Source organism: Crenobacter sp. CS_VA4 (genome assembly GCF_055597485.1).
The window spans coordinates 16,109-41,300 of sequence record NZ_JBVMAE010000019.1; the positions used below are offsets into that span (position 1 = coordinate 16,109).

The 25,192-nt window shown below is 61.8% G+C and carries 22 protein-coding genes; 3 read left to right on the forward strand and 19 right to left on the reverse strand.

The features are described 5' to 3' along the window. Window positions 1–55 precede the first annotated feature (55 nt). The 14 genes from ACZ2IA_RS16590 to ACZ2IA_RS16655 form a co-directional block, all read right to left on the reverse strand. The gene (locus ACZ2IA_RS16590; protein ID WP_470293703.1) at window positions 56–1,942 is read right to left on the reverse strand and encodes a methyl-accepting chemotaxis protein; all 1,887 of its coding nucleotides are present in this window, start codon (window positions 1,940–1,942) and stop codon (window positions 56–58) included. 238 nt (window positions 1,943–2,180) lie between these two features. Next, a complete protein-coding gene (sucD, locus tag ACZ2IA_RS16595) occupies window positions 2,181–3,068 on the reverse strand; it encodes a succinate--CoA ligase subunit alpha (protein ID WP_470293704.1) in 888 nt (295 codons plus the stop codon). A gap of 27 nt (window positions 3,069–3,095) precedes the next feature. Further along, complete coding sequence (gene sucC / locus ACZ2IA_RS16600; RefSeq protein ID WP_470293705.1) at window positions 3,096–4,262, reverse strand: ADP-forming succinate--CoA ligase subunit beta; 1,167 nt, start codon at window positions 4,260–4,262, stop codon at window positions 3,096–3,098. A gap of 348 nt (window positions 4,263–4,610) precedes the next feature. After that, window positions 4,611–6,041 carry a dihydrolipoyl dehydrogenase gene (gene lpdA / locus ACZ2IA_RS16605; protein ID WP_470293706.1) on the reverse strand — a complete coding sequence of 477 codons (1,431 nt, stop codon included), beginning with the start codon at window positions 6,039–6,041 and terminating at the stop codon, window positions 4,611–4,613. A gap of 56 nt (window positions 6,042–6,097) precedes the next feature. Beyond that, a complete protein-coding gene (locus ACZ2IA_RS16610) occupies window positions 6,098–6,241 on the reverse strand; it encodes a hypothetical protein (RefSeq protein WP_470293707.1) in 144 nt (47 codons plus the stop codon). 51 nt (window positions 6,242–6,292) lie between these two features. Beyond that, window positions 6,293–7,573 carry a 2-oxoglutarate dehydrogenase complex dihydrolipoyllysine-residue succinyltransferase gene (odhB, locus tag ACZ2IA_RS16615; protein ID WP_470293708.1) on the reverse strand — a complete coding sequence of 427 codons (1,281 nt, stop codon included), beginning with the start codon at window positions 7,571–7,573 and terminating at the stop codon, window positions 6,293–6,295. A gap of 61 nt (window positions 7,574–7,634) precedes the next feature. After that, the gene (locus ACZ2IA_RS16620) at window positions 7,635–10,463 is read right to left on the reverse strand and encodes a 2-oxoglutarate dehydrogenase E1 component (RefSeq protein ID WP_470293709.1); all 2,829 of its coding nucleotides are present in this window, start codon (window positions 10,461–10,463) and stop codon (window positions 7,635–7,637) included. Between the two features lie 190 nt (window positions 10,464–10,653). After that, window positions 10,654–11,943, reverse strand: coding sequence for a citrate synthase (gene gltA, locus ACZ2IA_RS16625; protein ID WP_470293710.1), 1,290 nt, complete (start codon window positions 11,941–11,943; stop codon window positions 10,654–10,656). A gap of 73 nt (window positions 11,944–12,016) precedes the next feature. Further along, entirely contained in the window at window positions 12,017–12,265 is a 249-nt protein-coding gene (locus ACZ2IA_RS16630; RefSeq protein WP_470293711.1) for an FAD assembly factor SdhE, read from the reverse strand. Then, window positions 12,262–12,966, reverse strand: coding sequence for a succinate dehydrogenase iron-sulfur subunit (locus ACZ2IA_RS16635; protein ID WP_470293712.1), 705 nt, complete (start codon window positions 12,964–12,966; stop codon window positions 12,262–12,264). Before ACZ2IA_RS16635 ends, ACZ2IA_RS16630 begins: the two co-directional genes overlap by 4 nt. A 15-nt stretch (window positions 12,967–12,981) precedes the next feature. Beyond that, the gene (sdhA, locus tag ACZ2IA_RS16640) at window positions 12,982–14,745 is read right to left on the reverse strand and encodes a succinate dehydrogenase flavoprotein subunit (RefSeq protein WP_470293713.1); all 1,764 of its coding nucleotides are present in this window, start codon (window positions 14,743–14,745) and stop codon (window positions 12,982–12,984) included. Further along, window positions 14,745–15,089: a succinate dehydrogenase, hydrophobic membrane anchor protein gene (sdhD, locus tag ACZ2IA_RS16645; RefSeq protein ID WP_470293714.1), complete on the reverse strand. Its 345-nt coding sequence runs from the start codon at window positions 15,087–15,089 to the stop codon at window positions 14,745–14,747. The genes sdhA and sdhD overlap by 1 nt, the downstream gene beginning before the upstream one ends. Beyond that, a complete protein-coding gene (gene sdhC, locus ACZ2IA_RS16650) occupies window positions 15,083–15,457 on the reverse strand; it encodes a succinate dehydrogenase, cytochrome b556 subunit (protein ID WP_470293749.1) in 375 nt (124 codons plus the stop codon). The genes sdhD and sdhC overlap by 7 nt, the downstream gene beginning before the upstream one ends. Window positions 15,458–15,632: 175 nt before the next feature. Further along, window positions 15,633–16,358, reverse strand: coding sequence for a GntR family transcriptional regulator (locus ACZ2IA_RS16655; RefSeq protein WP_470293715.1), 726 nt, complete (start codon window positions 16,356–16,358; stop codon window positions 15,633–15,635). Between the two features lie 216 nt (window positions 16,359–16,574). Between ACZ2IA_RS16655 and ACZ2IA_RS16660 the strand changes: the two genes are divergently transcribed. The 3 genes from ACZ2IA_RS16660 to lysS all read left to right on the forward strand — a co-directional run bounded on the left by ACZ2IA_RS16660 (window position 16,575) and on the right by lysS (window position 20,346). After that, complete coding sequence (locus tag ACZ2IA_RS16660; RefSeq protein ID WP_470293716.1) at window positions 16,575–17,555, forward strand: malate dehydrogenase; 981 nt, start codon at window positions 16,575–16,577, stop codon at window positions 17,553–17,555. A gap of 106 nt (window positions 17,556–17,661) precedes the next feature. Then, window positions 17,662–18,769 (forward strand): peptide chain release factor 2 gene (gene prfB / locus ACZ2IA_RS16665; RefSeq protein ID WP_470293717.1). Its coding sequence is split into 2 segments (ribosomal slippage): window positions 17,662–17,745 and window positions 17,747–18,769, totalling 1,107 coding nucleotides; the frame shifts between segments, so codons are not numbered across the junction. A gap of 71 nt (window positions 18,770–18,840) precedes the next feature. Beyond that, window positions 18,841–20,346 (forward strand): lysine--tRNA ligase, encoded by a 1,506-nt coding sequence (gene lysS, locus ACZ2IA_RS16670; RefSeq protein WP_470293718.1) that lies wholly within the window; start codon window positions 18,841–18,843, stop codon window positions 20,344–20,346. 243 nt (window positions 20,347–20,589) lie between these two features. Here the strand turns inward: lysS and ACZ2IA_RS16675 are convergent, their stop codons facing one another. The 5 genes from ACZ2IA_RS16675 to ACZ2IA_RS16695 form a co-directional block, all read right to left on the reverse strand. Then, window positions 20,590–22,023 carry a hypothetical protein gene (locus ACZ2IA_RS16675; RefSeq protein WP_470293719.1) on the reverse strand — a complete coding sequence of 478 codons (1,434 nt, stop codon included), beginning with the start codon at window positions 22,021–22,023 and terminating at the stop codon, window positions 20,590–20,592. Window positions 22,024–22,174: 151 nt separating this feature from the next. Continuing rightward, window positions 22,175–22,405 (reverse strand): hypothetical protein, encoded by a 231-nt coding sequence (locus ACZ2IA_RS16680; RefSeq protein ID WP_470293720.1) that lies wholly within the window; start codon window positions 22,403–22,405, stop codon window positions 22,175–22,177. Then, the gene (locus ACZ2IA_RS16685) at window positions 22,402–23,484 is read right to left on the reverse strand and encodes a DUF4297 domain-containing protein (protein WP_470293721.1); all 1,083 of its coding nucleotides are present in this window, start codon (window positions 23,482–23,484) and stop codon (window positions 22,402–22,404) included. The genes ACZ2IA_RS16680 and ACZ2IA_RS16685 overlap by 4 nt, the downstream gene beginning before the upstream one ends. Before the next feature lie 205 nt (window positions 23,485–23,689). Next, window positions 23,690–23,872 (reverse strand): hypothetical protein, encoded by a 183-nt coding sequence (locus tag ACZ2IA_RS16690; protein WP_470293722.1) that lies wholly within the window; start codon window positions 23,870–23,872, stop codon window positions 23,690–23,692. A gap of 433 nt (window positions 23,873–24,305) precedes the next feature. Then, on the reverse strand, window positions 24,306–25,139 hold the full coding sequence (locus tag ACZ2IA_RS16695) for a class II glutamine amidotransferase (RefSeq protein ID WP_470293723.1): 834 nt from the start codon (window positions 25,137–25,139) through the stop codon (window positions 24,306–24,308). Between the last annotated feature and the right edge of the window lie 53 nt (window positions 25,140–25,192).

The following is a 25,192-nucleotide window of genomic DNA, read 5'->3' on the forward strand; positions in this document are numbered from 1 at the left end:
GTGCCGTCATGAAAAAAGCGCCCAGCGGAGCGCTTTTTCTTTCCAACTCGACCGCTTACAGCTTGAAGCGGCTGAACGCGGTCTGCATGCTCTTGGCGGTGGCGTTGAGCACCTCGAGCGTCTGCATCGCCGTTTGCAGCGCCGCGTCCGAATCGACGATCTGGCCGTTGATCGACTCGGTGCTCTGCGCCATCGCGGTGGTGGCGTCATGCTGCTCGCCGGTCGACAGCGCGATCGCGCTGATCTTGTCGATCACCTGCTGCATCGTGCTGCCGATCAGCGCCATCCGCTCGCGCGCCGATTCGGTCAGGCTGGCGCTGGTATCGACCGCGCCGACCGTGCCCTGCATATTGCTGACCGCGCGGCCGGTCTCGGCGAGGATGCTCTCTACGGTGCCGCTGATCTCCACCGTCGCCTGGCCGGTGCGTTCGGCCAACTTGCGCACCTCGTCGGCCACCACCGCGAAGCCGCGGCCCTGCTCGCCGGCGCGCGCCGCCTCGATCGCCGCGTTCAGCGCCAGCAGGTTGGTCTGGTCGGCGATATCGCGGATCACGTTGGTGATCTTGGTGATGTCCTGCGAGCGGCGCTCCAGCGACTGCAGCAGCGACGCCAGGTTGCCGACTGTCTGGCTGGTGCGCGACATCTCCTCGCTGATCCGCTGCATGTCGCCGGCGCTGGCCTGCGAGGCCTGACCGGTTTCCTTGATCAGCTGGTCGGTTTCCTGCGCGGTGTCGGCGATGTGCGAGATGCTCACCGTCACCTCCTCGATCGCCGCGGCGTTCGAGCTGGAGATGTCGGCCAGCCGGTGCGAATCGTGCGCCACTTTCTGCACCGATCCGCTCACCTCGATCACGCCGTCGGCGAGCCGTACCGCCTCCTCGCGCAGCTCGCGGAACATGCCGTTCAGGCGCTGCACGAAATTGTTGAACGCCTCGGCGGTCTCGGCCACCTCGTCGTTGCCGGACACCTCGATGCGCCGGGTCAGGTCGCCCTCGCCCTGCGAGATCTCGCGCATCGCGTCACGCACCCGCAGCAGGCCACCGAGCAGACGGCCCAGGTAGGCGCTGCTCGCGGCCAGCACCGCCGCCAGCACCACGGCCGCGGCCACGACGATGATCAGGATCAGCCGGTTCAGCGGAGCGTCGAGCTCGGCCTTGTCGACCGCCACGCCGAGCAACCAGTCCGAGCCCTCGATCGGCGTCATCCGCACCAGGAAGTCGTTGCCGTCGTAAGCGACGGTCTTCACCTCGCCGCTGTCGGCCAGGCTCTTCACCCCGGCCGGGTCGAGCGCCGGGATCAGCTCGTTGATCGGCTTCAGGCCGGTGCCTTGCTTCGGGTGCGCGATCACCTTGCCGTCGCGGGTCAGCAGGAACGCATGGCCCTGGCCGGCCAGCTTGACGCTCAGCACCGACTTCTCCAGCGCGTCGATGTAGATGTCGCCGCCGGCGACCTTCTCGGCGCCCGGGATCTTGCGCGCGATCGTCACCACCAGCTGGCCCTTGTGGCTCTCCTGCGCGTCCGGGTACGGCTCGGTGACCACCGCCTCCTCACGGCCCTTGGCCTGGATGTACCAGGGCCGCGCCGCCGGGTTGTATTCGGCGTTCGGCTTGGTCATGCCCGGCACCGAATAGACCATCGACTGGTCGCTGCCGTCGCCGATATAGGTGATGCTGAAGCCGCCGGCCTCGGCCAGTTGCTGCAGGTAGGAACTGGCCTGCGGATCGCCGGCGTGGCGCAGCGCGGCGTTGACCGCCAGCTTGCGGCTGCCGAGCCAGTTGGCGATGAAGCGGGACTCGCCCGACGACACCTGTTCGATCTCGCGGTTGGCTTCTTGGTAGGCGTTCTGGCGCAGGTTGATGCAGGCAATCAGGGTGATGCTGACCGTGGCGGCCAGCATGGCCAGCGCCGTCAGCAGGGTGAGTTTGCTTCGTATGGATCGCATGACGAATCGGCTTTTTTTAGGTGGTGGATTTGAAAGCCAATTATCACAGACTGCTTGGCACTTTCTAAATAACTGATGACAAACGAACAGATAAATTCGACTGTATCCGGAACTTTTTGCAAAGCCGCCACACTCGTCCCGCCGCCAAGCCCAAACTGGCTTCACGACAAATAAAAACGCCACCCGAAGGTGGCGTTCTCTTGCTGCCGGCCGACCCTAAGGTCGGCCGAAATGAGCCTTACAGCATGCCCTTGGACTTGAGCAGTTCGACCATGGTCGAACCCAGCTCGGCCGGGCTGCGGGTGTAGGCGATGCCGGCTTTTTCGAACGCGGCAAACTTCTCTTCGGCCGTGCCCTTGCCGCCGGAGATGATCGCACCGGCATGGCCCATGCGCTTGCCCTTCGGCGCGGTCACGCCGGCGATGTAGCCGACGATCGGCTTGGTCACGTGCGCGCGAGCGTACTCGGCCGCCTCTTCCTCGGCGGAACCGCCGATCTCGCCGATCATGATGATCGCCTCGGTCTGCGGGTCGTTCTGGAACAGTTCCAGCGCGTCGATGTGGCTGGTGCCCGGGATCGGGTCGCCGCCGATGCCGATGCAGGTCGACTGGCCCAGGCCGAGCTTGGTGGTTTGCGCCACCGCTTCGTAGGTCAGGGTGCCGGAGCGCGACACGATGCCGATCTTGCCCGGACGGTGGATGTGACCCGGCATGATGCCGATCTTGCATTCACCCGGGGTGATGATGCCCGGGCAGTTCGGGCCGATCAGGCGCACGCCGCCGGTGGTCTCGATGTAGCGCTTCGCCTTCAGCATGTCGATGGTCGGCACGCCTTCGGTAATCACCACGATCAGGCCCACGCCCGAATCCACCGCCTCGACGATCGAGTCGAGCACGAACGGAGCCGGCACGTAGATCACCGACGCGTCGGCGCCGGTTTCACGCACGGCTTGCTTCATGGTGTTGAACACCGGCAGGCCCAGGTGCTGAGTGCCGCCCTTGCCCGGGGTCACGCCGCCGACCACCTTGGTGCCGTAGGCGAGAGCCTGTTCCGAGTGGAAAGTACCGTTCTTGCCGGTGAAACCCTGCACCAGCACCTTGGTGTCTTTATTTACCAATACGCTCATTCTTAAGACTCCTATCTGTGCTGATGATTAGGCTTTAACAGCGGCAACGATCTTCTGCGCCGCGTCGGCCAGGCCGTCGGCCGAGGTCAGTTTCAGGCCCGATTCGTTCAGCAGCTTGGCACCCAGTTCGGCGTTGTTACCTTCCAGACGCACTACCACCGGCACGGTCACGTTCACTTCCTTCACCGCAGCGATGATCGCTTCGGCGATCATGTCGCAACGCACGATGCCGCCGAAGATGTTGATCAGCACGCCCTGCACCGACGGGTCGGCCAGGATCAGCTTGAACGCTTCGATCACGCGCTCTTTGGTCGCGCCACCGCCCACGTCCAGGAAGTTGGCCGGCTGGCCGCCGTACAGCTTGATGATGTCCATCGTGGCCATCGCCAGGCCGGCGCCGTTCACCATGCAGCCGATATTGCCTTCCAGCGCCACGTAGTTCAGTTCGTGCTCGGACGCCTTCAGTTCGCGCTCGTTCTCCTGCGACTTGTCGCGCTGGGCGGCCAGGTCGGCGTGGCGGAACAGCGCGTTGGAGTCGAGGCCGATCTTGGCGTCGACGCAGGCGAGCTGGCCGTTCTCACGCACCGCGAGCGGGTTGATTTCGAACAGCGCGAAGTCGTTCTCGACGAAGGCGTCGTAGGCGCCGAGCATCAGCTGGGTGAACTGCTTGATCTGCTCGCCCTTCAGGCCCAACGCAAACGCCACTTCACGCGCTTGGCACGGCTGCATGCCGACCAGCGGATCGACGGTCACTTTCAGGATCTTTTCCGGGGTGTCGTGGGCAACCTGTTCGATTTCCACGCCGCCTTCGGTCGACGCCATGAAGGTCACGCGGCGGGAGCTGCGGTCGACCACGGCGCCCAGGTACAGCTCGCGCTCTACCGGGTACATGTCCTCACACACCAGCACGCTGCCCACCGGCTGGCCGTTGGCGTCGGTCTGGTAGGTCACCAGATTGGTGCCGATCAGGGACTTGGCGAGCTCGGCGGCTTCTTCGCGGCTCTTCACCACTTTCACACCACCGGCCTTGCCACGGCCACCGGCGTGCACCTGGGCCTTGACGACGGCAAACTTGCCGCCCAGTTTGTCGTACGCAGCAGCGGCTTCTTCCGGGGTGGTGGCGAGAACGCCCTGTTGCACCGGCAGGCCGTACTTGGCCAGAAGCTCTTTTGCTTGGTATTCGTGCAGGTTCATCTATTGGTTCCTCTCGGTGGAAACGATGGTCGGCGTTTCAGGAGTCGTTAAAAACCTGCTGCACATTCCGGATGCTTCGTTGGACGGTCGGCGTGCGTATCTGTGATACGCCCAGCGATCAGAAATCCTCATGGACATCGAGTCCACTCCGGTTTCTGCGCGCCAATCGCCTCGCCTGCGGAATGCTCGCAACGGTTTTTAAAGCCACCTTTCGGCCAACATTTCTATTCCGTCACGGCCCGTTAGGGCCGACTCTGTCGAACAGGCAGGCCGATCTGCCTGCCTGCCCGTTTCCCCGTCTGCGCCGAGGTTCGACCGGCATGGCGCGCGACGAGGATATCTTGGCTATCAGCCGTGCAGCGCGCGCTTGTCGGCCGCCAGCGCCGCCTCGTGCACCACTTCGGCCAAGGACGGGTGGGCGTGGACAATGCGGCCGATGTCTTCGCTCGACGCCTTGAACTCCATCGCCACCACGCCTTCGGTCACCAGCTCGGACACCATCGGGCCGATCATGTGCAGGCCGAGGATTCGATCGGTCTTGGCGTCGGCGAGCACCTTCACGGTGCCCTGCGCGTGGCCCAGGCCCAGCGCGCGGCCGTTGGCAACGAAGCTCGAGGTGCCCTTCTTGTACTCGACGCCTTCGGCCTTGAGCTGCTCTTCGGTCTTGCCGACCCAGGCGATTTCCGGACTGGTGTAGATTACCCACGGCACGGTGTTGAAGTCGACGTGCGGCTTCTGGCCGGCGATACGCTCAGCCACCGCCACGCCCTCTTCCGACGCCTTGTGCGCCAGCATCGGGCCGCGTACCACGTCGCCGATCGCCCAGACGTTCGGCAGGTTGGCGTGGCAGTGGTCATCGACCACCACGAAACCGCGCTCGTCCAGCTGCAGGCCGACCGCTTCGGCGCCGAGGCCCACGGTGTTCGGCACGCGGCCGATCGATACGATCAGCTTGTCGACGGTCAGCGTTTGGTTCGCGCCATCCTTCTCATAGGCCACGACGATCTCGTCGCCAACCGTGATGGTGCCGATCTTCACGCCCATCTGGATGTCGAGACCGGTATCCTTGGTCAGCGTCTTGAACGCTTCCTTGGCGATCTGCTGGTCGGCGGCGGCGAGGAAGGTCGGCAGCGCCTCTAGGATGGTCACATCACTGCCCAGACGCTTCCACACCGAGCCCATCTCGAGGCCGATCACGCCGGCGCCGATCACGCCCAGGCGCTTCGGCACGTCGGTGATCGCCAGCGCGCCCTCGTTGTCGAGCACCTTGACGTTGTCGATGGTCACGCCCGGCAGCGGACGCGGGCTCGAGCCGGTGGCGATGATCACGTGGGTCGCTTCCAGCGTGTCGACCACCGCACCGTTGTCGGTGACCTCGATCACCCACTTCTCGCCCTGGCGGCCCTTCAGCGCGCCCAGGCCGTGGATGTTGGCGACCTTGTTCTTCTTGAACAGAAAGCCGATGCCGTTGGCGTTCTTGTTGATGATCTCGGTCTTGCGCTTGAGCATGGTGGCGACGTCGATCTGCGCGCCGTCGACACTGATGCCGTGCTTGGCGAAGTCGTGCTGCACCGCATGGAAGTTCTCCGACGACTGCAAGAGAGCCTTGGACGGGATGCAACCGACGTTCAGGCAGGTGCCGCCGAGGCTGGCCTGGCCTTCCGGGTTCTTGTAGGCGTCGATGCAGGCGGTGTTGAAGCCCAGTTGCGCAGCGCGGATGGCGGCAACGTAGCCGCCGGGGCCGCCGCCGATCACGACGACGTCAAACTGTTGACTCATGAAATTCCCCTATTTTGGCAGGCCGCCCATTTTGTAGAGCAGCACGCCGAAAGCGATCATGAACACGGCGAAGATGAGCCTGCCCAACACACTACGTAGGTGCTGTCCTTCTTGCCCTTGGCGGCTTTCATCGCGGTAAAGGCGACCAGCACCACCCCGGCCAGAACGAACAGCGGGGCGTAGAGGGTGTCGGGAATCATCGGGTCTCCGGTTCAGTGAAAAGAGCCGGGGGGATCGCCCCCGGCACGTCATTACAGGTCGAGGATCAGGCGCGCCGGGTCTTCCAGCAGGTCCTTGATGGCGACCAGCATCAGCACGGCCTCGCGGCCGTCGATGATGCGGTGGTCGTACGACAGCGCCAGGTACATCATCGGGCGCACCACCACCTGGCCGTTTTCGACCACGGCACGGTCCTTGGTGGCGTGCATGCCGAGAATCGCCGACTGCGGCGGGTTGATGATCGGGGTCGACAGCATCGAGCCGAAGGTGCCGCCGTTGGTGATCGAGAAGGTGCCGCCGGTCAGGTCTTCCAGCGCCAGCTTGCCGTCGCGGGCCTTCACCGCGAATTCGCCGATCTGCTTTTCGATCTCGGCGATCGACATCTGGTCGGCGTTGCGCAGGATCGGTACCACCAGGCCGCGCGGGCTGCCCACCGCGATGCCGATGTCGAAGAAGCCGTGGTAGACAATGTCGCTGCCATCGACCGAGGCGTTCACCACCGGGAATTTCTTCAGCGCGGCGACGGCGGCTTTAACGAAGAACGACATGAAGCCCAGCTTCACGCCGTGCTCCTTCTCGAACTTGTCCTTGTACTTGGCGCGCAGGTCCATCACCGGCTTCATGTTCACTTCGTTGAAGGTGGTGAGGATGGCGTTTTCCTGCTGCGACTGCAGCAGGCGCTCGGCGACGCGCTGGCGCAGACGCGACATCGGCACGCGCTGTTCCGGACGGTCGCCCCGGATCAGGCCGACGTTGACGGCGGGCGGGGTCGACGACAGAGCCGCCGCGGTGCTCACCGGGCCGGCCTGCGCCGGCGCGGCGGCCGGCTTGGCGGCGGCCACCTGCACGTCTTCCTTCAGCACGCGACCGTCGCGGCCGGAACCTGCCACGGTGGCCAGGTTCACGCCGGTTTCGGCGGCCAGCTTGGCGGCGGCCGGCATGGCCAGCGTCTCGCCCTCGGCGCGCGCAGCAACCGCGGTGCCGAAGCCGATGGCGTTGGCCGGCACACCGGCCTCCGCCGCCGCGGCCTTCACGCCCGCGTCGGTCGGGAGCGGGGCGCCGTCACCGGCCTTGGCGGCGGTGTCGATCTGGGCGATCAGTTGGCCCGAGGTCACGGTGGTGCCGTCGGCTTCGACGATCTTGACGATCACACCGGCCTGCGGTGCCGGCAGTTCCAGCACCACCTTATCGGTTTCCAGGTCGATCAGGTTTTCGTCGCGGTTAACGAACTCGCCTTCCTTCTTGTTCCAGCTCATCAGGGTGGCTTCGGATACCGATTCCGGCAGTTGCGGTACTTTGACTTCGATCAGCATATTCTTCTCCGTGGGTTGGGCGGCTTGCACCGCCCTCCTCTCTTGTTGGGTCGTGATGGGCTTATTTGGTAAAGGTCATGGCTTCTTCGAGGAAGGCCTTGAGCTGGGCGACGTGTTTGCTCATGTAGCCGACGGCCGGCGATGCGGACGACGGGCGGCCGGCGAACGACAGCGTCTGCTTGGCCGACAACAGGCCCTCCAGGCGGTGACGGATCTGGTACCAGGCGCCCTGGTTCTTCGGCTCCTCCTGGACCCACATCACTTCCTTGAGGTTGCTGTAGCGGGCCAGTTCCGCCGCGACCTGCTCGGTCGGGAACGGGTAGAGCTGCTCGATGCGCACGATGGCGATCTCGTCCTCCACGCCACGCTCCTTGCGGGCGTTGGCGAGGTCGTAGTAGACCTGGCCGGCACACAGCACCACGCGACGGACCTTCTTCGGATCGGTGACGGTGGCGTCGCCGATCACCGGGCGGAAGCCGCCGTTGGTGAACTCTTCGATCGGGCTCATCGAGTCCTTGTAGCGCAACAGGCGCTTGGACATGAGCACGATCAGCGGCTTGCGGTACGGGCGCACGATCTGGCGGCGCAGCACGTGGAACATCTGCGACGCCTGCGACGGCATCACGATCTGCACGTTGTGCTCGGCGCACGACTGCAGCCAGCGCTCCAGGCGGGCGGACGAGTGTTCCGGACCCTGGCCGTCGTAGCCGTGCGGCAGCATCACGGTCAGGCCGTTCAGGCGGCCCCACTTGGTTTCGCCCGAGGTGATGAACTGGTCGATCGCGACCTGCGCGCCGTTGGCGAAGTCGCCGAACTGCGCTTCCCAGATCACCAGTTGGTCTGGCGCCGAGCAGGCGTAGCCGTACTCATAGGCGAGCACCGCTTCTTCGTTCAGGATCGAGTCGATCACCAGGAAGTCGGCCTGGTTGTCGGCCATATTGCGCAGCGGCACGTAGGCGCCCTGGTCCCAGCGCTCGCGGTTCTGGTCGTGCAGCACGGCGTGGCGGTGGCTGAAGGTGCCGCGGCCGGAGTCTTCGCCGGAGAGGCGCACGCCGTAGCCGTTGGTCACCAGGCTGGCGTAGGCCAGCGTCTCGGCCATGCCCCAGTCGACGTTCTGCTCGCCGGCGGCCATCGCCTGGCGCGCATTCAGCACCTTCTGCACGGTCGGGTGCAGCTTGAAGCCTTCCGGCAGCGAGGTGAACTTCTCGGTCAGGCGCTGCAGGTCGGCCAGCGGCAAGCTGGTATCGATCGGGTGCGCCCAGTGGGTGCCGAGGAACGACGACCAGTCGAGCGCGTGCTCGCGGCGGTAGTTGGTCAGCACGGTCTGCTCGACGTGCTCGCCCTTGTCGAGCGCGTCGCGGTAGGCGCGAATCAACCCGTCGGCCTCTTCGGCGGTCAGGATGTTCTCGGCGACCACGCGCTCGGCGTACATCGCGCGCACGCCGGCGTGCTTGGCGATCTTCTTGTACATCATCGGCTGGGTGAGGAACGGATCATCGCCCTCGTTGTGGCCGAGTTTGCGGTAGCAGACCAGATCGATGACCACGTCCTTCTTGAAGGTCATGCGGTAATCGAGCGCCGCCTGCATCACGTAGCAGACCGCTTCCGGATCGTCGCCGTTGACGTGGAAGATCGGCGCCTCGATCATCTTCGCCACATCGGTACAGTACGACGTCGAGCGCATGTCGCGGTTGTCCGAGGTGGTGAAGCCGACCTGGTTGTTGATCACCAGGTGGATGGTGCCGCCGGTACCGTAGCCGCGGGTCTGCGACAGGTTGAAGGTGCCCTGGTTGACGCCCAGCCCCGAGAACGCCGAGTCACCGTGGATCAGCAGCGGCACCACGGTCTTGCGTTCGGTATCGCCGCGGCGCTGCTGGCGGGCGCGCACCGAGCCTTCCACCACCGGGTTGACGATCTCGAGGTGCGACGGGTTGAACGCCAGCGACACGTGCATCGGGCCGGTCGGGGTCGGGATGTCGGATGAGAAGCCCATGTGGTACTTCACGTCGCCGGACGGCAGCTCGACGGTCGGCTTGCCTTCGAACTCGGCAAACAGGTCGCGCGGCAGCTTGCCCAGCGTGTTCACCAGCACGTTCAGGCGACCGCGGTGCGCCATGCCGATGATCAGTTCCTGCACGCCCTGGCCGCTGGCGTTCTGGATCAGCGTGTCGAGCGCGGCGATCGCGCTCTCGCCGCCTTCCAGCGAGAAGCGCTTCTGGCCGACGTACTTGGTGTGCAGGTAGCGTTCCAGCGTCTCGGCGGCGGTGATCTGCTGCAGGATGCGGCGCTTGATGGCGGTGTCGTAACGCGGGGTGGACAGGTCTCCTTCGAAACGCTGCTGCACCCAGTGTTTTTCGGTCGAGTTGGTGATGTGCATGTACTCGAGGCCGACATTACCGCCGTAGGTCTGCTTCAGCCGGGCGATGATTTCCGACAGCGGCAGTTTCTGCGGACCGACCAAGGAGCCGGCGTTGAACTGCACCGCCATGTCGGCGTCGGTCAGGCCGTGCACCGCCGGGTCGAGTTCGGCCAGCGTTTCCTGGTCCATCCGCTTGAGCGGATCGAGGTTGGCCTGACGGGAACCCAGCACGCGCCAGGCCGAGATCAGCTTGAGCACGCCGACCTGCTTCTGCATCGACTCCCAGTCGGTCGCGGTGCTGACGCGCTGGCCGTTGATCGGCTTCTTGACCAGCTGGACGAACGATTCCTGGATCGGCTGGTGCGGCACGTCGCGCTCGGCGGCGCCCGGCGACTGCGCCAGCTTCTCGAAGTAGTCCCGCCACTCATCCGGGACCGCGTTCGGATCGGTGAGGAACTGTTCGTACAGCTCCTCAATAAACGGGGCATTCCCACCGAACAGGTAGGAATGGCTGACCATGTTTTGCATCATCGTTTCGACCCTTTTGTTTCTGTACTTGGCTGCTGCGTTGCTAAACGTCTTGGGCGTGGCACGGTTTTTTTTGTAGTGGCGCTTAGCGGATTGGGCCGGCGCGGAACGCTCGTTGGCGTCTTCTGTCGTGCACGCGAAAGCGAAAAAAGGTTGGCCGAAACCCTGTTCGGCCAACCTGTCTGGCGCTAGATCAGCGCTTGTCCAGTGCCACGTAGTCGCGGCGTTTTTCGCCGGTGTACAGCTGGCGCGGACGGCCGATCTTCTGTTGCGGATCGGAAATCATTTCGTTCCAGTGGCTGATCCAGCCCACGGTACGGGCGAGCGCGAAGATCACGGTGAACATCGACACCGGGATGCCCAGGGCCTTCAGCACGATGCCCGAGTAGAAGTCGACGTTCGGGTACAGCTTGCGCTCGACGAAGTACGGGTCTTCCAGCGCGATCTTCTCGAGGCGCATCGCGAGCTTCAGCTTCGGATCGTTTTCCAGGCCCAGCTCTTTGAGCACTTCGTAGCAGGTCTCGCGCATGATCGCGGCGCGCGGGTCCATGTTCTTGTAGACGCGGTGACCGAAGCCCATCAGGCGGTAGCGCTTGTCCTTCACGCCCTGGATGAATTCCTCGATGTTCGACTCGTCGCCGATCTCATCGAGCATCTTCAGCACGGCTTCGTTGGCGCCACCGTGCGCCGGGCCCCACAGGCAGGCGATACCGGCAGCGATACACGCGAACGGGTTGGCACCCGACGAACCGGCCAGACGCACGGTCGAGGTCGAGGCATTCTGCTCGTGGTCGGCGTGCAGGATCAGGATGCGGTCGAGCGCGCGCACCAGCACCGGGTTCGGCACGTAGTCTTCGCACGGGGTCGCGAACATCATGTGCAGGAAGTTCGCGCTGTACGACAGGTTGTTCTTCGGATACATGAACGGCGCGCCGATCGAGTAGCGGAAACACATCGCCGCGATCGTCGGGATCTTCGAGATCAGGCGGTACATCGCTACCTTGCGGTGTTCCGGGTTGGCGATGTCGAGGCTGTCCTGGTAGAACGCCGACAGCGCGCCGACCACGCCGACCATCATCGACATCGGGTGCGCGTCGCGACGGAAGCCGTTGAAGAAGCGGGTGAGCTGGTCGTGCACCATGGTGTGGCGCGTGATCGTGGTTTCGAATTCCTTACGCTGCGCGGCGTCCGGCAGTTCGCCGTACATCAGCAGGTAGCAGGTTTCCAGGTAGTCGCTCTTCTCGGCCAACTGCTCGATCGGGTAGCCGCGGTAGTAGAGATGCCCGGCGTCACCGTCGATATAGGTGATCTTCGACTCGCAGCTGGCGGTGGCCAGGAAGCCCGGGTCGAAGGTGAACATGCCGGTCTTCGAGAAAGAACGGATGTCGACCACGTCCGGACCGAGGTTGCCCCCGAGGATCGGCAGGTCGATGCTCTCCTGACCTTCTTGATAGGTCAGTGTGACTTTGCGGTTAGTTTCCACAGCAATGCTCCCATTCAGTATGTTTATGGTGTTGTAATTGGAGTGTGCGGCGTTAGCCCCTGTGCACGTAGCCTTACAGTGCCCGAAGTCGCTCGATCATCGTCATCAGCTCGGCATCGTCGATGTCGGCCTTGCCGTTGACCAGGTCGAGGAAATCGTTGTCCGGCAGATCGAGCAGCCGCCGGTAGACGGCCAGCTCGTGCTGCGAGAGTCCATCAAATTCCTGCGCCAGGAATTTCTGCAACACCAGATCCAGCTCAAGCAGACCGCGGCGCGAACGCCAGCGGATCCGCTTGATTTCGATCGCGTCGATCTCGCTCATACCGCGCGCTTGACCATGATTTCTTTGATCTTGCCGATCGCGCGGGTCGGATTCAGGTGCTTCGGGCAGACATCCACGCAGTTCATGATGGTGTGGCAACGGAACAGGCGGTACGGATCTTCCAGGTCGTCCAGACGCTCGCTGGTGATCGTGTCGCGGCTGTCAGCGATGAAGCGGTACGCGGCCAGCAAGCCGGCCGGGCCGACGAACTTGTCCGGGTTCCACCAGAACGACGGGCAGGACGTCGAACAGCAGGCGCACAGGATGCACTCGTACAGGCCGTCCAGCTCCTTGCGGTCTTCCGGCGACTGCAGGCGCTCCTTCTCCGGCGGCGGCTCGTCGTTGACCACGTACGGCTTGATCGAGTGGTACTGCTTGAAGAACTGGGTCATGTCGACGATCAGGTCGCGGATCACCGGCAGGCCCGGCAGCGGACGCAGCGCGATCGGCTGCTTCAGGCTGCGGATGTCGGTGATGCACGCCAGGCCGTTCTTGCCGTTGATGTTCATCGCGTCCGAGCCGCAGATGCCTTCGCGGCAGGAGCGGCGGAACGAGATGCCGTCATCCACGGCCTTCAGCTTGACCAGCGCGTCGAGCAGCTTGACGTCGGTCGGTTCGATCTCGAGCTCGATGTCCTGCATGTACGGCTTGGCATCGACGTCCGGGTTGTAGCGGTAAATCGAAAAGCGGACTTTTTCCATGATCGCTGCGGCTCCTTAGTACACGCGCTTCTGCGGCTTGATGTAGTCGACGGACAGCGGCTGGTTGTGTACCGGCTTGTAGGTCAGGCGGTTGGCTTCGCTGTAGAACAGGGTGTGCTTCATCCACTCGTCGTCGTGGCGGTCCGGGTAGTCGTCGCGGGCGTGCGCGCCGCGCGACTCCTTGCGCGCCTCGGCCGACACCAGCGTGGCCTTGGCCACCTCGATCAGGTTGTCGAGTTCGAGCGCTTCGATGCGCGCGGTGTTCCACACCTTGCTCTTGTCCTTGATGCTGGTTCGGCCAACCTTCTTGGCCACTTCCAGAATCTGGCTCACGCCTTCGGCCAGCACGTCTTGGGTACGGAACACGCCGGCGTGGCGCTGTACCACCTGCTGGATTTCGCGACGCACGTCGTCGACCGACTCGCCGTCCACCTGGTTTTCCAGACGGGACAGGCGCGCCAGCGAGAAGTCGGCGGCATTGGCCGGCAGCGGCTTCAGCTCCGGGTTCTGCTTGATGTACTCGATCATGCTGTCGCCGGCCGACTTGCCGAACACCACCAGGTCGAGCAGCGAGTTGGTGCCCAGGCGGTTCGCACCGTGCACCGAGGCGCAGGCGCATTCGCCGGCGGCGTAGAAGCCGTTCACACGGGCTTCGACGTCTTCATCCTTCGGTGCGATGACTTCGCCTTTGTAGTTGGTCGGAATGCCGCCCATCATGTAGTGGCAGGTCGGCACCACCGGGATCGGGTCCTTGATCGGGTCGACGCCGGCGAACTTGATCGCGATCTCGCGGATGCCCGGCAGCTTGTCGTTGATCTTGTCCGGACCGAGGTGGTCCAGCTTCAAGAGCACGTGGTCCTTGTTCTTGCCGCAGCCGCGGCCTTCGAAGATTTCCACCGCCATCGCACGCGACACCACGTCGCGCGACGCCAGGTCCTTGGCGGTCGGCGCGTAACGCTCCATGAAGCGCTCGCCGTTGCAGTTGAGCAGAATCCCGCCCTCGCCGCGCACGCCTTCGGTAATCAGCACGCCGGCACCGGCCACGCCGGTCGGGTGGAACTGCCAGAATTCCATGTCTTCCAGCGGCAGGCCGGCGCGAGCCACCATGCCCAGGCCATCACCGGTGTTGATGAAGGCGTTGGTCGACGCGGCGAAGATCCGGCCGGCACCGCCGGTGGCGAACAGCACCGCCTTGGCGTGCAGGATGAACACGTCGCCGGTTTCCATTTCCAGCGCGGTCACGCCGATCACATCGCCGTCTTCGTTGCGGATCAGGTCGAGCGCCATCCATTCGACGAAGAACTGGGTATTGGCGCGCACATTGCGCTGGTACAGCGTGTGCAGCATCGCGTGACCGGTACGGTCGGCCACCGCGCAGGCGCGCTGCACCGGGGTCTTGCCGAAGTCGGCCATGTGGCCGCCGAACGGACGCTGGTAGATCTTGCCGTTTTCCAGACGGTCGAACGGCATGCCGAAGTGCTCAAGCTCGATAACGGCTTCAGGCGCCTTGCGGCACATGAATTCGATGGCGTCCTGGTCACCCAGCCAGTCCGACCCCTTCACGGTGTCGTACATATGCCAGTCCCAACGGTCTTCCTGCACGTTGCCGAGCGAGGCGGAAATGCCGCCCTGCGCCGCGACGGTGTGCGAACGGGTCGGGAATACCTTGGACAGCACGGCGGTGTTCAGGCCGGCCTCGGACAGTTGCAGGGCAGCACGCAGACCGGCACCACCGCCGCCAACGATGACAGCATCAAAACGACGAACAGGTACGGTCATTACAGCCCCCAAACCACTTTAACGGAGTAGACGAAACAGGACAGCAGCCAGACGATGGTGAACACGTGCAGGGTCAGACGAATGCCCACCGGCTTCACATAGTCCATCCACAGGTCGCGGATGCCGACCCAGGCATGGATCAAGAAGGCCAGAATCGACACTTGAGTCAGCACCTGCACCCAGGGCTGGCGGAAGAACGACTGCCAGTTCTCGTACGAGGACGGCATGGCCAACAGGAACAACACGAGAGCGACGGTGTAGATCGCCATGATGACAGCGGTGACGCGCTGCGCGATCCAGTCACGCAGGCCGTAATGCGCCCCGACAACGACGCGATTTACCATAGAGCAACCCCCAGAATGACGGTCAGCGCGAGGCTTACGGCCAGCACGATCTTCGCCGTGGCGCGCGCGGTTTGCAGTTCGAGACCCTTGTGCACGTCGAGGAACAGGAAGCGGATCCCGGCACAGAAGTGATGCAGATAGGCCCACAACAGACCGATCAGAACCAGCTTGATCAGCGGATGCGCGATCACGGCGCGGTAGGCATCGAAGGTTTCGGCGGAACTGAGCGACCCGTGCAACAGGTAGATCAGCAGAGGAAGGGAAAAGAACAGTGCGACACCGCTGATCCGGTGCAAGATCGAGACGATGCCCGGCACGGGCAGCCTGATCTTGGCCAAGTCTAGGTGCTTCGGTCGTTGCTTCTGCATTTGCATATGGCTTCCTTGGAGAATTAAACCAAGTTGGTAGTACCCAGGCCTTTCGTATCAGGCCGCTCGCGGCACGCTAAACGCATGCCGCAAAACCAACCGCGACGACCCGATGGTCATCACAGCGCGGGAATTCTTCCTTCATGACAGCCAAACTGCTCCCGACCACAGGGGGTCAGGCACGACAGACGGTATAGGCGAGTTGCTCGGTCAGGCAGTAGCGCTGGCGCCACTCGATCGGCTCACCCTCGATCGACGAGGAGAGTCGCAACACCGATAGCACAGGAACATCGGTCGAGGTATTCAGCAGCTGCGCCTCTTCACGCGACAGCGTGATGGCACGCAGCTGTTCCATTTCCAGCCGTGGCCGCACCCCGAAACGGCGCTGCAGCGCGGCATAGACGCCACCGCACTCGCGCACCCAGCGCGCGTCGAGTCCCTCGAAGCGCTCGGCCGGCAGCAGCGCGTCGTCGAGCGCCACGGTCCGGCCGCGCAGCCGCCATACCTGGCGGACCCGCAGCAACGGCGCAGCGCGGCGAATGGCAAGCCGCTGTGCAATTTCCTCGGCGGCGTTCACCCTAGAACACCCCAACAATTCGCACACGATGGCATCCGGATGCTCGTCCGGAAGTCCTGGTGTGACCAGCGAACCGTCTCCCCAGTCGCTGGCGATATCGGACACAAACGTGCCCCGCCCCTGTTGTCTGTACAGCAGTCCCTCGCCGACCAGTTCGGTCAGTGCTTTGCGCACCGTTCCCTGACTGACCGCGAGTTCGCCGGCGAGCTCCCACTCGCTCGGCAGCACTTCGTTGGCCTGCCACTCGCCTTCGGCGATGCGTCGCATCAAGAGCGACTTAATTTGTGCGTAGAGCGGCTGGCGTCGAAGTTTAGTGCTCGTCATGGCGCTCTTTTTATCACCAAACAAATCAAGCGTAAAGACGAGTCTTATATAAGACATAATTTTTATGAGGGCCATCAGCTTGTCTGATGACGGAGGCGCTGTGCAGGCAGACGCAGCGTGATACACTTCAAAGCGCTTTTATTGCAGAGCAATATACCTCGGCAAGACCCTGCACTTCATCCTAAGAAATAGACCCAGACTGAAGGAGAGTACCTGATGAAAGCCCCCGTCCGCGTTGCCGTTACCGGTGCTGCCGGTCAGATCGGTTACAGCCTGCTGTTCCGTATCGCCAGTGGCGAAATGCTCGGCAAAGACCAGCCGGTCATCCTGCAACTGCTCGACCTGCCGCAGGCGCAAACCGCCGTCAAAGGCGTGATGATGGAACTGGAAGATTGTGCCTTCCCGCTGCTGGCGGGCATGATCGCGACCGACGATCCGAAGGTGGCTTTCAAGGACGTCCAGGTCGCTCTCCTGGTCGGCGCCCGTCCGCGCAGCAAGGGCATGGAACGCAAGGACCTGCTGACCGCCAACGCCGAGATCTTCACCGTACAGGGCAAGGCGCTGAACGAAGTGGCCGACCGCAACGTGAAGGTGCTGGTAGTGGGCAACCCGGCCAACACCAACGCCTACATCGCGATGAAGAGCGCTCCGGACCTGAATCCGAAAAACTTCACCGCCATGTTGCGTCTTGACCACAACCGCGCCCTGTCGCAACTGGCCGCCAAGGCCGGCAAGCCGGTCGCCGACATCGAGCACATGCTGGTCTGGGGCAACCACTCGCCGACCATGTACGCCGACTACCGCTTCGCCACCGTCGACGGCGAATCGCTGAAAGCGCTGATCAACGACGAAACCTGGAACCGCGACGACTTCCTGCCGACCGTCGGCAAGCGCGGCGCCGCGATCATCGAAGCGCGCGGCCTGTCCTCGGCAGCCTCGGCCGCCAACGCCGCGATCGACCACATCCGCGACTGGGTGCTCGGCACCAATGGCAAGTGGGTAACGATGGGCATCACGTCGGACGGCAGCTACGGCATCCCGGAAGGCGTGGTGTACGGCTTCCCGGTGGTATGCGAAAATGGCGCCTATCAGATTGTGCAAGGCTTGGAAATCGACGAATTCAGCCGCGAACGGATGAACTTCACGCTGGCCGAACTGGAAGAAGAGCGCGCAGGCGTCGCTCACTTGCTCGGCTAATCGACGTAGTGTTCCGGCAAAAGCGCACCGCAAGGTGCGCTTTTTGTGTTTCATCGAATCGGCCAACGCACCAATAATCAATTACTTACGTTTTGGAGTACGCACCATGATCGAAGCCGAAATCCTCAACCAGATCGAGGCCAAACTGGCGGACCTGGCGTCGCGTGGCGCCGACATTCGGGGGTATCTTTGACTACGACGGCAAAAAAGACCGTCTTGAAGAAGTCTCCCGCCTGACCGAAGACCCGGACATCTGGAACGAGCCGAAGAAGGCGCAGGAACTGGGCCGCGAGCGCAAGCAGCTCGAGGACGTGGTACTGGTGCTCGACAGCATCGGCGCCGGCCTCGCCGACGGCAAGGATCTGCTGGAGATGGCGATCGCCGAGGGCGACGACGACACCGTGCACGCGGTGCAGGCCGACCTCGAAGAGATCGAGGCCAAGCTGTCGCAGCTCGAATTCCGCCGGATGTTCAACCACCCGATGGACCCGAACCACTGCTTCGTCGATATCCAGGCCGGCGCCGGCGGCACCGAGGCGCAGGACTGGGCCGGCATGCTGCTGCGCATGTACCTGCGCTATGCGGAGCGCAAGGGCTTCAAGGTCGAGGTGCTGGAAGAGTCCGAGGGCGAAGTCGCCGGCATCTCCAGCGCCACCATCAAGATCGAGGGCGACTACGCCTTCGGCCTGATGCGCACCGAAACCGGCGTGCACCGCCTGGTACGCGTATCTCCGTACGACTCGAACGCGCGTCGCCACACCTCGTTCGCCTCCGTGTTCGTCTACCCGGAGGTCGACGACTCGTTCGAGATCGACATCAACCCGGCCGACCTGCGCGTCGACACCTACCGCGCCTCGGGCGCCGGCGGTCAGCACATCAACAAGACCGACTCGGCGGTGCGGATCACCCACAACCCGACCGGTATCGTGGTGCAGTGCCAGAACGACCGTTCGCAGCACCGCAACCGCGACGAAGCGATGAACATGCTGCGCGCCAAGCTGTTCGAGCTGGAAATGAAGAAGCGCAGCGAAGCCAAGCAGGCGCTGGAAGACACCAAGACCGACGTGGGCTGGGGCCACCAGATCCGCTCGTACGTCTTCGACCAGTCGCGCATCAAGGACCTGCGCACCAGCTATGAGGTCGGCAACATCAAGTCGGTGATGGACGGCGATCTCGACGGCTTCATCGAGGCAAGCCTCAAGCAGGGCGTCTAAACGTTGGCCGAATCGAATGCGCGGTGCTACCTCCGGTGGCACCGCGCTTATCTGTAGCTATTGGAGTTGAAATGTCTGACCACGAAAACGCATCACAACATCTGGATGAAAACCAGATCATGGCCGAGCGCCGTGCCAAGCTGAGCGCGCTGCGCGAAGCCGGCGTGGCCTTCCCGAACGACTTCCGCCGCAAGGACATGGCCGGTGACCTGGCCCGTGCGCACGGTGAGAAGGACAAGGAAACGCTGGAAGCCGAACAGCGCGAAGTCGTCGTGGCCGGCCGGATGATGCTCAAACGTGTGATGGGCAAGGCCAGCTTCGCCACGCTGCAGGACGCCAGCGGCCGCATCCAGCTGTACATCAACGACCAGGGCATCGGCGCCGAGGCGCACGCCGCGTTCAAGCACTGGGACCTGGGCGACATCGTCGGCGCCCGCGGCACCGTGTTCAAGACCAACAAGGGCGAGCTGTCGGTCAACGTCACCGAGCTGCGCCTGTTGTCCAAGTCGCTGCGCCCGCTGCCGGACAAGTTCCACGGCCTCGCCGACCAGGAGCAGAAGTACCGCCAGCGCTACGTCGACCTGATCATGAACGACGACAGCCGCGCGACCTTCATCAAGCGCTCCAAGATCGTGCAGAAGGTCCGCGACGTGATGGTCGGCGAGGGCTACCTGGAAGTCGAAACGCCGATGATGCACCCGATCCCGGGTGGCGCCACCGCGAAACCGTTCGTCACCCACCACAACGCGCTCGACATGCCGCTGTACCTGCGCGTCGCGCCGGAGCTGTACCTGAAGCGCCTGGTGGTCGGTGGTCTGGAGCGCGTGTTCGAGATCAACCGCAACTTCCGCAACGAGGGGATGAGCACCCGCCACAACCCCGAGTTCACCATGATCGAGTTCTACGAGGCGTACGCCGACTACGAACGGATGATGGAAATGACCGAGCAGATCATCCGCGCCTGCGCGATCGAAGCCCGCGGCACCACCACCGTCACCTACTCTGGCCGCGAAGTCGACCTCGGCAAGCCGTTCGAGCGCCTGACCATCGTGGCAGCGATCAAGAAACACAACCCGCAGTACAGCGACGCGCAGCTGAGCGACGCGGCGTGGCTGAAGGAAGAAATCGTCCGCCTGGGCGGCAAGCCGGTGGCAAGCGACGCGATCGGCGGCCTGCAACTGTCGCTGTTTGAAGAGTGCGCCGAAGGCCTGCTGTGGAACCCGACCTTCATCGTCGACTACCCGGTCGAAGTGTCGCCGCTGGCGCGCGGCTCCGACAGCCAGCCGGGCATCACCGAGCGTTTCGAGCTGTTCATCGTCGGCCGCGAACACGCCAACGGCTATTCCGAGTTGAACGACCCGGAAGACCAGGCCGCGCGCTTCATGGCCCAGGTCGAGCAGAAGGACGCCGGCGACGACGAGGCTATGCATTACGACGCCGACTACATCCGCGCGATGGAATACGGCCTGCCGCCGACCGGCGGCTGCGGCATCGGCATCGACCGCCTGGTGATGCTGCTAACCGACGCCCCGTCGATCCGCGACGTGATCCTGTTCCCACAGATGCGTCCGGAGTAAGAGCCACTTCGGCCAACGCAAAACCCGCAGCTTGCTGCGGGTTTTTTCTTGCTCGTGGGTGGGCCGAGCAGGGGCCGATCACATCGGACCGTAGACCGGTGCTGGAGACAAAAAACAGAATGATAGATAACAGCCAGAAGCCGCCGGTCATTGCCCACGTTCTGCCCGGCAGGAGTTCGGCCAAAGCAGACCGTCAGCTGTGCCCATTGAATCTAGGGTGACTCACACCTAGATTCATAGCAATCATTCATTGATATCTACGTCCTGAGTTTCGACAGCCTCGGTTCTCTGATTCGCTAGCCGTGCATCGATACCCTCGGCAACCGATGCAACCAGTGAACTTAGCTCAGCACAAGCCAAATCGTATTGGCTTGGCTCCAGCAGGCCAAAAGGAGTCGTCAACTCAACGATGTCACCCTCGAAAGTAAAGTCCCTGGGCATGTCTTCCACTGCCAGGATCAGTTGCTGCTCATTCGGAGTACGCTTCATAATGAATTTGAGCATCTGCATCAAATGATCAGCGTCCTGCCCCTGTTGATTGGGGGAATCAACGACGACGGGAAACAGCTTGGAGTCTCCCCTTTCCTTTGCGGTATGAAGAACCGCATACTGATAGGCGAGTAACGAACGAGGTAATGCACTTCCGCTTGCTGCCACAGTCGCATCTGGCCTTTTCTTGACATCATCCCTCAAGTCTTGGACACCCAATTCGCTCGCAAATAGTTCAATTCTTTCGGAGTAGAACTCGTTAATGGCTTTGGTTCTGTCGGGAAGGTCAAATTGGGCAACCTTGTCTTTCAGCCCGGCGGCAATCTCCTCCTGCTTAGTCAATTGCCGCTTCAGTGACTCCATATCTTTCAGGAAAGCACCCCGCACAACTTCAGCGCTTTGGCTATCAACGACATCCTGGAGTCGCAACATCCCTTTCTTTGTTTGCAGCGTCTTCTCAATGTCCATAGCCTTACGCTTGATGCGATTGATCTTTCCATGTACATCGGCAAGATTCTCATCAATCTTCCTTTGATCGACTTCCAATTCCGCGATGACCTTTCTCAAGGTCATCGCATCGTCGATCAACTCAAGACGAACGGGAAAGCCATTCTCATGGGTACTCCCACAAGTCGGACAGGTTAGCGTCGGCTGCGTCTTTGCTTCGGTGAGGTACTTCAGATCACCCTCCAAATCACGCAAAGCATCGCGAGCCATGGCAATCTGACTAGTGAGAGACTCCTTCTGAGCAGCGCATTCAAACGCCTTCTTCCTCAGCGATTCCTGTTCGTTCTTGAGATGGGTAGAACTCCGCAAGAGGCCAGAGATTTCTTGTTTAAATGCATTGGTATCCAAGCGTACTGCCGGACGAGGCAAGGATTTCTTGACGCGGGTAAGTGCCGACTGTACGACGCTCAATTCTTGGCTGATTTGATTAACTGACGCCTTGGCCTTGGACTCTTCAAACTTCGCAATGTAGTAACCGTTTGGCCTCTGTCCGGTAACGTATGCGGCAAGTGGTTTTTTCCAGTTGGAGAACTGAGATAGTTTGTCAAAAGAATGCCATTGTTGCAGCCAACTACCATCCTGATCCATATAAAAAGGAAGGAAGAGATACGGCGGAGTGGCTTGTGCCAACGTGTCTTGATGTGTCGGCAGCATTAGCCAGAAATCGAAAATACCAGCCATAATGTCTGTCCATTCTCGATAGTTAGTCGTAACACGGACAGCATGCGTGACGTCATTTCGCAAGGCGTAGACGTTTGCACGTCGATAGACCGTATACGGCTGACCGTCTAGCTCGAGCTCCAAGACAGATATGGCAAGACTATCCCATCGATTATTCTTTCCCTTGGTTTCGCATCCCAATGTCCGGAAGAGATGCTTGACCACTGTTGATTTTCCCGTGTGATTCCTCCCGAGTAGGAGCGTCCTCTGCGGGCTGAATTCGATGCTGCGTGCCGACCTCGATGCTTCTGATACGAGCCAGAGTTTTTTGAATCGCAAACTTCTCATGTTTGCCCTTCCTTAAATTTCTTACCAAGCGGAGAATCTTTGCCGAATTGCTCATTTATTGATCCTGTACAGAACAACGGCAAGCAAATACTCCCGCTCAAGTATCAAAAATGCTGACGACTGCGTAGAAGCGCAGACTTGATCAACTACCCAATTCGCCACATCCCACGAAGTCACGAGATTGCCAGGCAAAGAGGGTAGCTGCGCTTCAATTGCTTTCCCCAGAAGGTCGAGCATTTCAGCTCCTTTTCCCGCCTTATCGACAAGAAAGCGCCTTGCCGCTTTCTTGATGGCTTCCCGCTGGACAAAGGGAACGTCCTCATGGACTAGATTGGCTATAGCCTCATTGATGACATCGCTGTCCGGCTTCCTTGACAGCGTCAGCGAGAGCATTCCAGAGAGCTGCGTCTTCGAGATGCCTCTAATTCTTTTCAGATCATCGAATGCTCCAGCATCATCTGTCGCAGTAGCCTTGATCTTGATTTCGCTGTAGAGCGCTTTGCAAAGGACATCTGCCCTGGCTCCATGATCGGGAAATTTGTCCGCAAGGTAAGCTGCAACTTTACCGATAGCATGACTTTCGAGATCATCCATCGCTAATGGGCTCCGAATGAATTTGAAATCATCAAAATCTATTTCTTCTTCGTTGCAGCCAAGCTCGCTAGCTATGGAGGTGCGGAGAGATGCCTTAAGTTCCTCATCAAGGTCTGATGCAGGGAACTCCAACCGTGCAGTCGAGTCCTCCTCGTTGCCCAATTTCAGTTCGATTGGAGCATTGCTTACAAAGGCTATCGACCTCGTTCCTTCTTTTGCGATGCTCCGTGACTCACACAATTTTGCAAGAATCGACTTCCCGTCTTTCGGGGGTCTTGTGAGCGTCGTCTTGGTCCACTTTCCAGTGCTACCTTCCTTTTTCTTGAGCTGAAAAAGGTCCATTGCGGAGGGGGCATTTTCCGCATCAAGCACAGCGACATCCTCAATGAATTCCAGCAAGACTAAGTAGTCATCCTGCTCAAGATCCAACTTGAGTAGGTGACAGAGCGCCCAGTAACGCTGGAATTCATGGCCCTTGCCGCCGTGTCTGCCACCACGCTCTTTTGTCAGCGAATCGTTCAATTGATCGTGAAATGCCATCCGTTCCCCTTCCTTGAATCAGGTGCATCTACGTGTCAGCGCAGCGCATCCTTGATCTCTTGCAAATTCTCATTTTCTACCCACGCGAAGTGGTAGCGGCCATTGCCGCGCTTTGCCCCCAACAGACGTTCTTCTGTTTTGCATGAGCGAGCTAAAGCGACAGCAGAAGAGAGAAGAACGTTAGCAGGCGAATCATAGGCTGAACCTAGACATTGATGATTTCGGCATTATGCCTTTTGCTACTATCGGCGGCCAGCATGTAGTCAGCAGCATATTGCGTTGAGAGTTGCCCAGGGTTCGATGGGCAAGTCAGATCGTCCGCTTTGACCGAGGGGCGGATGCTCGTGACGATCTGCATGACCGTCAGCTCAGGGTTGAGTCCGGACATCAGGATGCACAGGTACCAATTAAACGGCTACGGCTGCGATTAAAGCCCACCGCCCCACTCTCCGGCACACTAAACTTTATCTCCGCCGGAAGGCACCGCTACCGGGCACCGACCACATGGTGCCACTCGAGCAGCCTACCCGGCTCGTCGAGCCGCTGGTGGACTTCGACAGACAGATCAGCCCTTCCTGAGCCGGCACCAAAACAAAAGGTTGGCCGAATCACTTCGGCCAACCTTTGTTCATTAATGCAAATACGTACGGCAGCACGGTCTCGTCCGGCAGAAGCACGGCACAACATCGTTTCGAAGCGCTCGGTCGGCAACGGAGATTGGAGCGGTCCATTGACGTTCACACGTGACAGGAAGCTGTCTTCACTCCTTCCGCTTATGGGCTTGGACCGCGAGACCGGGCTCAGACAAAACCTCCCGACCCCTACGGCCAATGCGGCTCGAAGTGGCCACGGACGATGCTGCCGCGTTTGGCGACGATGAACGACTGTTCCGGCACCTCCTCCCAGGCACCTGGCAGGTCGACGAGCGGTTCGGACAGCACGAGGAAGGCGTCGTCGCCGACGGCAGCGATGCGCGGGTTGTCGGGGTAGAGGGCGCGCAGGTTGCGAAAAGCAGTGCTGTGAAACAGCGAGCGTGACTGCCCCTCGCTGGAATAGCGAACGGCGATCAGCCGCTCGCCGTCGCTGGCGCAGACCGTCATGTTCAGCGGCTGTTCGATGCCGTACCGCCGGCCGGTCTCCTCGACCAGCGCCGCCATCCGCTCCAGCGCCATCACCGGTTCGCTCTCCAGGCCGAAGGTCAGCGCCAGGAAGAACATCAGCTCCGAGTCGGTGGAGCCTTCGATCGACGTGAACAGTTCCGGCGCTACCGCCAGCATCAGGTCGCGGCGAACGGCGGGGTAGTCACGGATCAGCCCGTTGTGCATGAACAGCCAGCGGCCGTACCGAAACGGGTGGCAGTTGGTCTCCTGCACCGGGGTGTCGGTGGCCGAGCGCACATGCGCGAGGAACAGCGGTGCGCGAATGGCACGGGCTGCCTCACGCAGGTTGCGGTCGTTCCAGGCCGGATGCACGCAGCAGTACCGATACGGGATCTCGTCGTCCCGGCCATACCAGCCGATACCGAAGCCGTCACCGTTAGTGGTGGTGGCGCCCAGGTGCGAATGCAGGCTCTGATCGATCAGCGAATGCTTGGACTGGAACAGCAGCATTTCCATCGGGACGGGGTTGCCGGTGTAAGCGAGCCAGCGGCACATGGGAGGCCTCCTGTCAGACGGGGTTCTTGCCACAGTAGGGCGTGTCGCGCCGT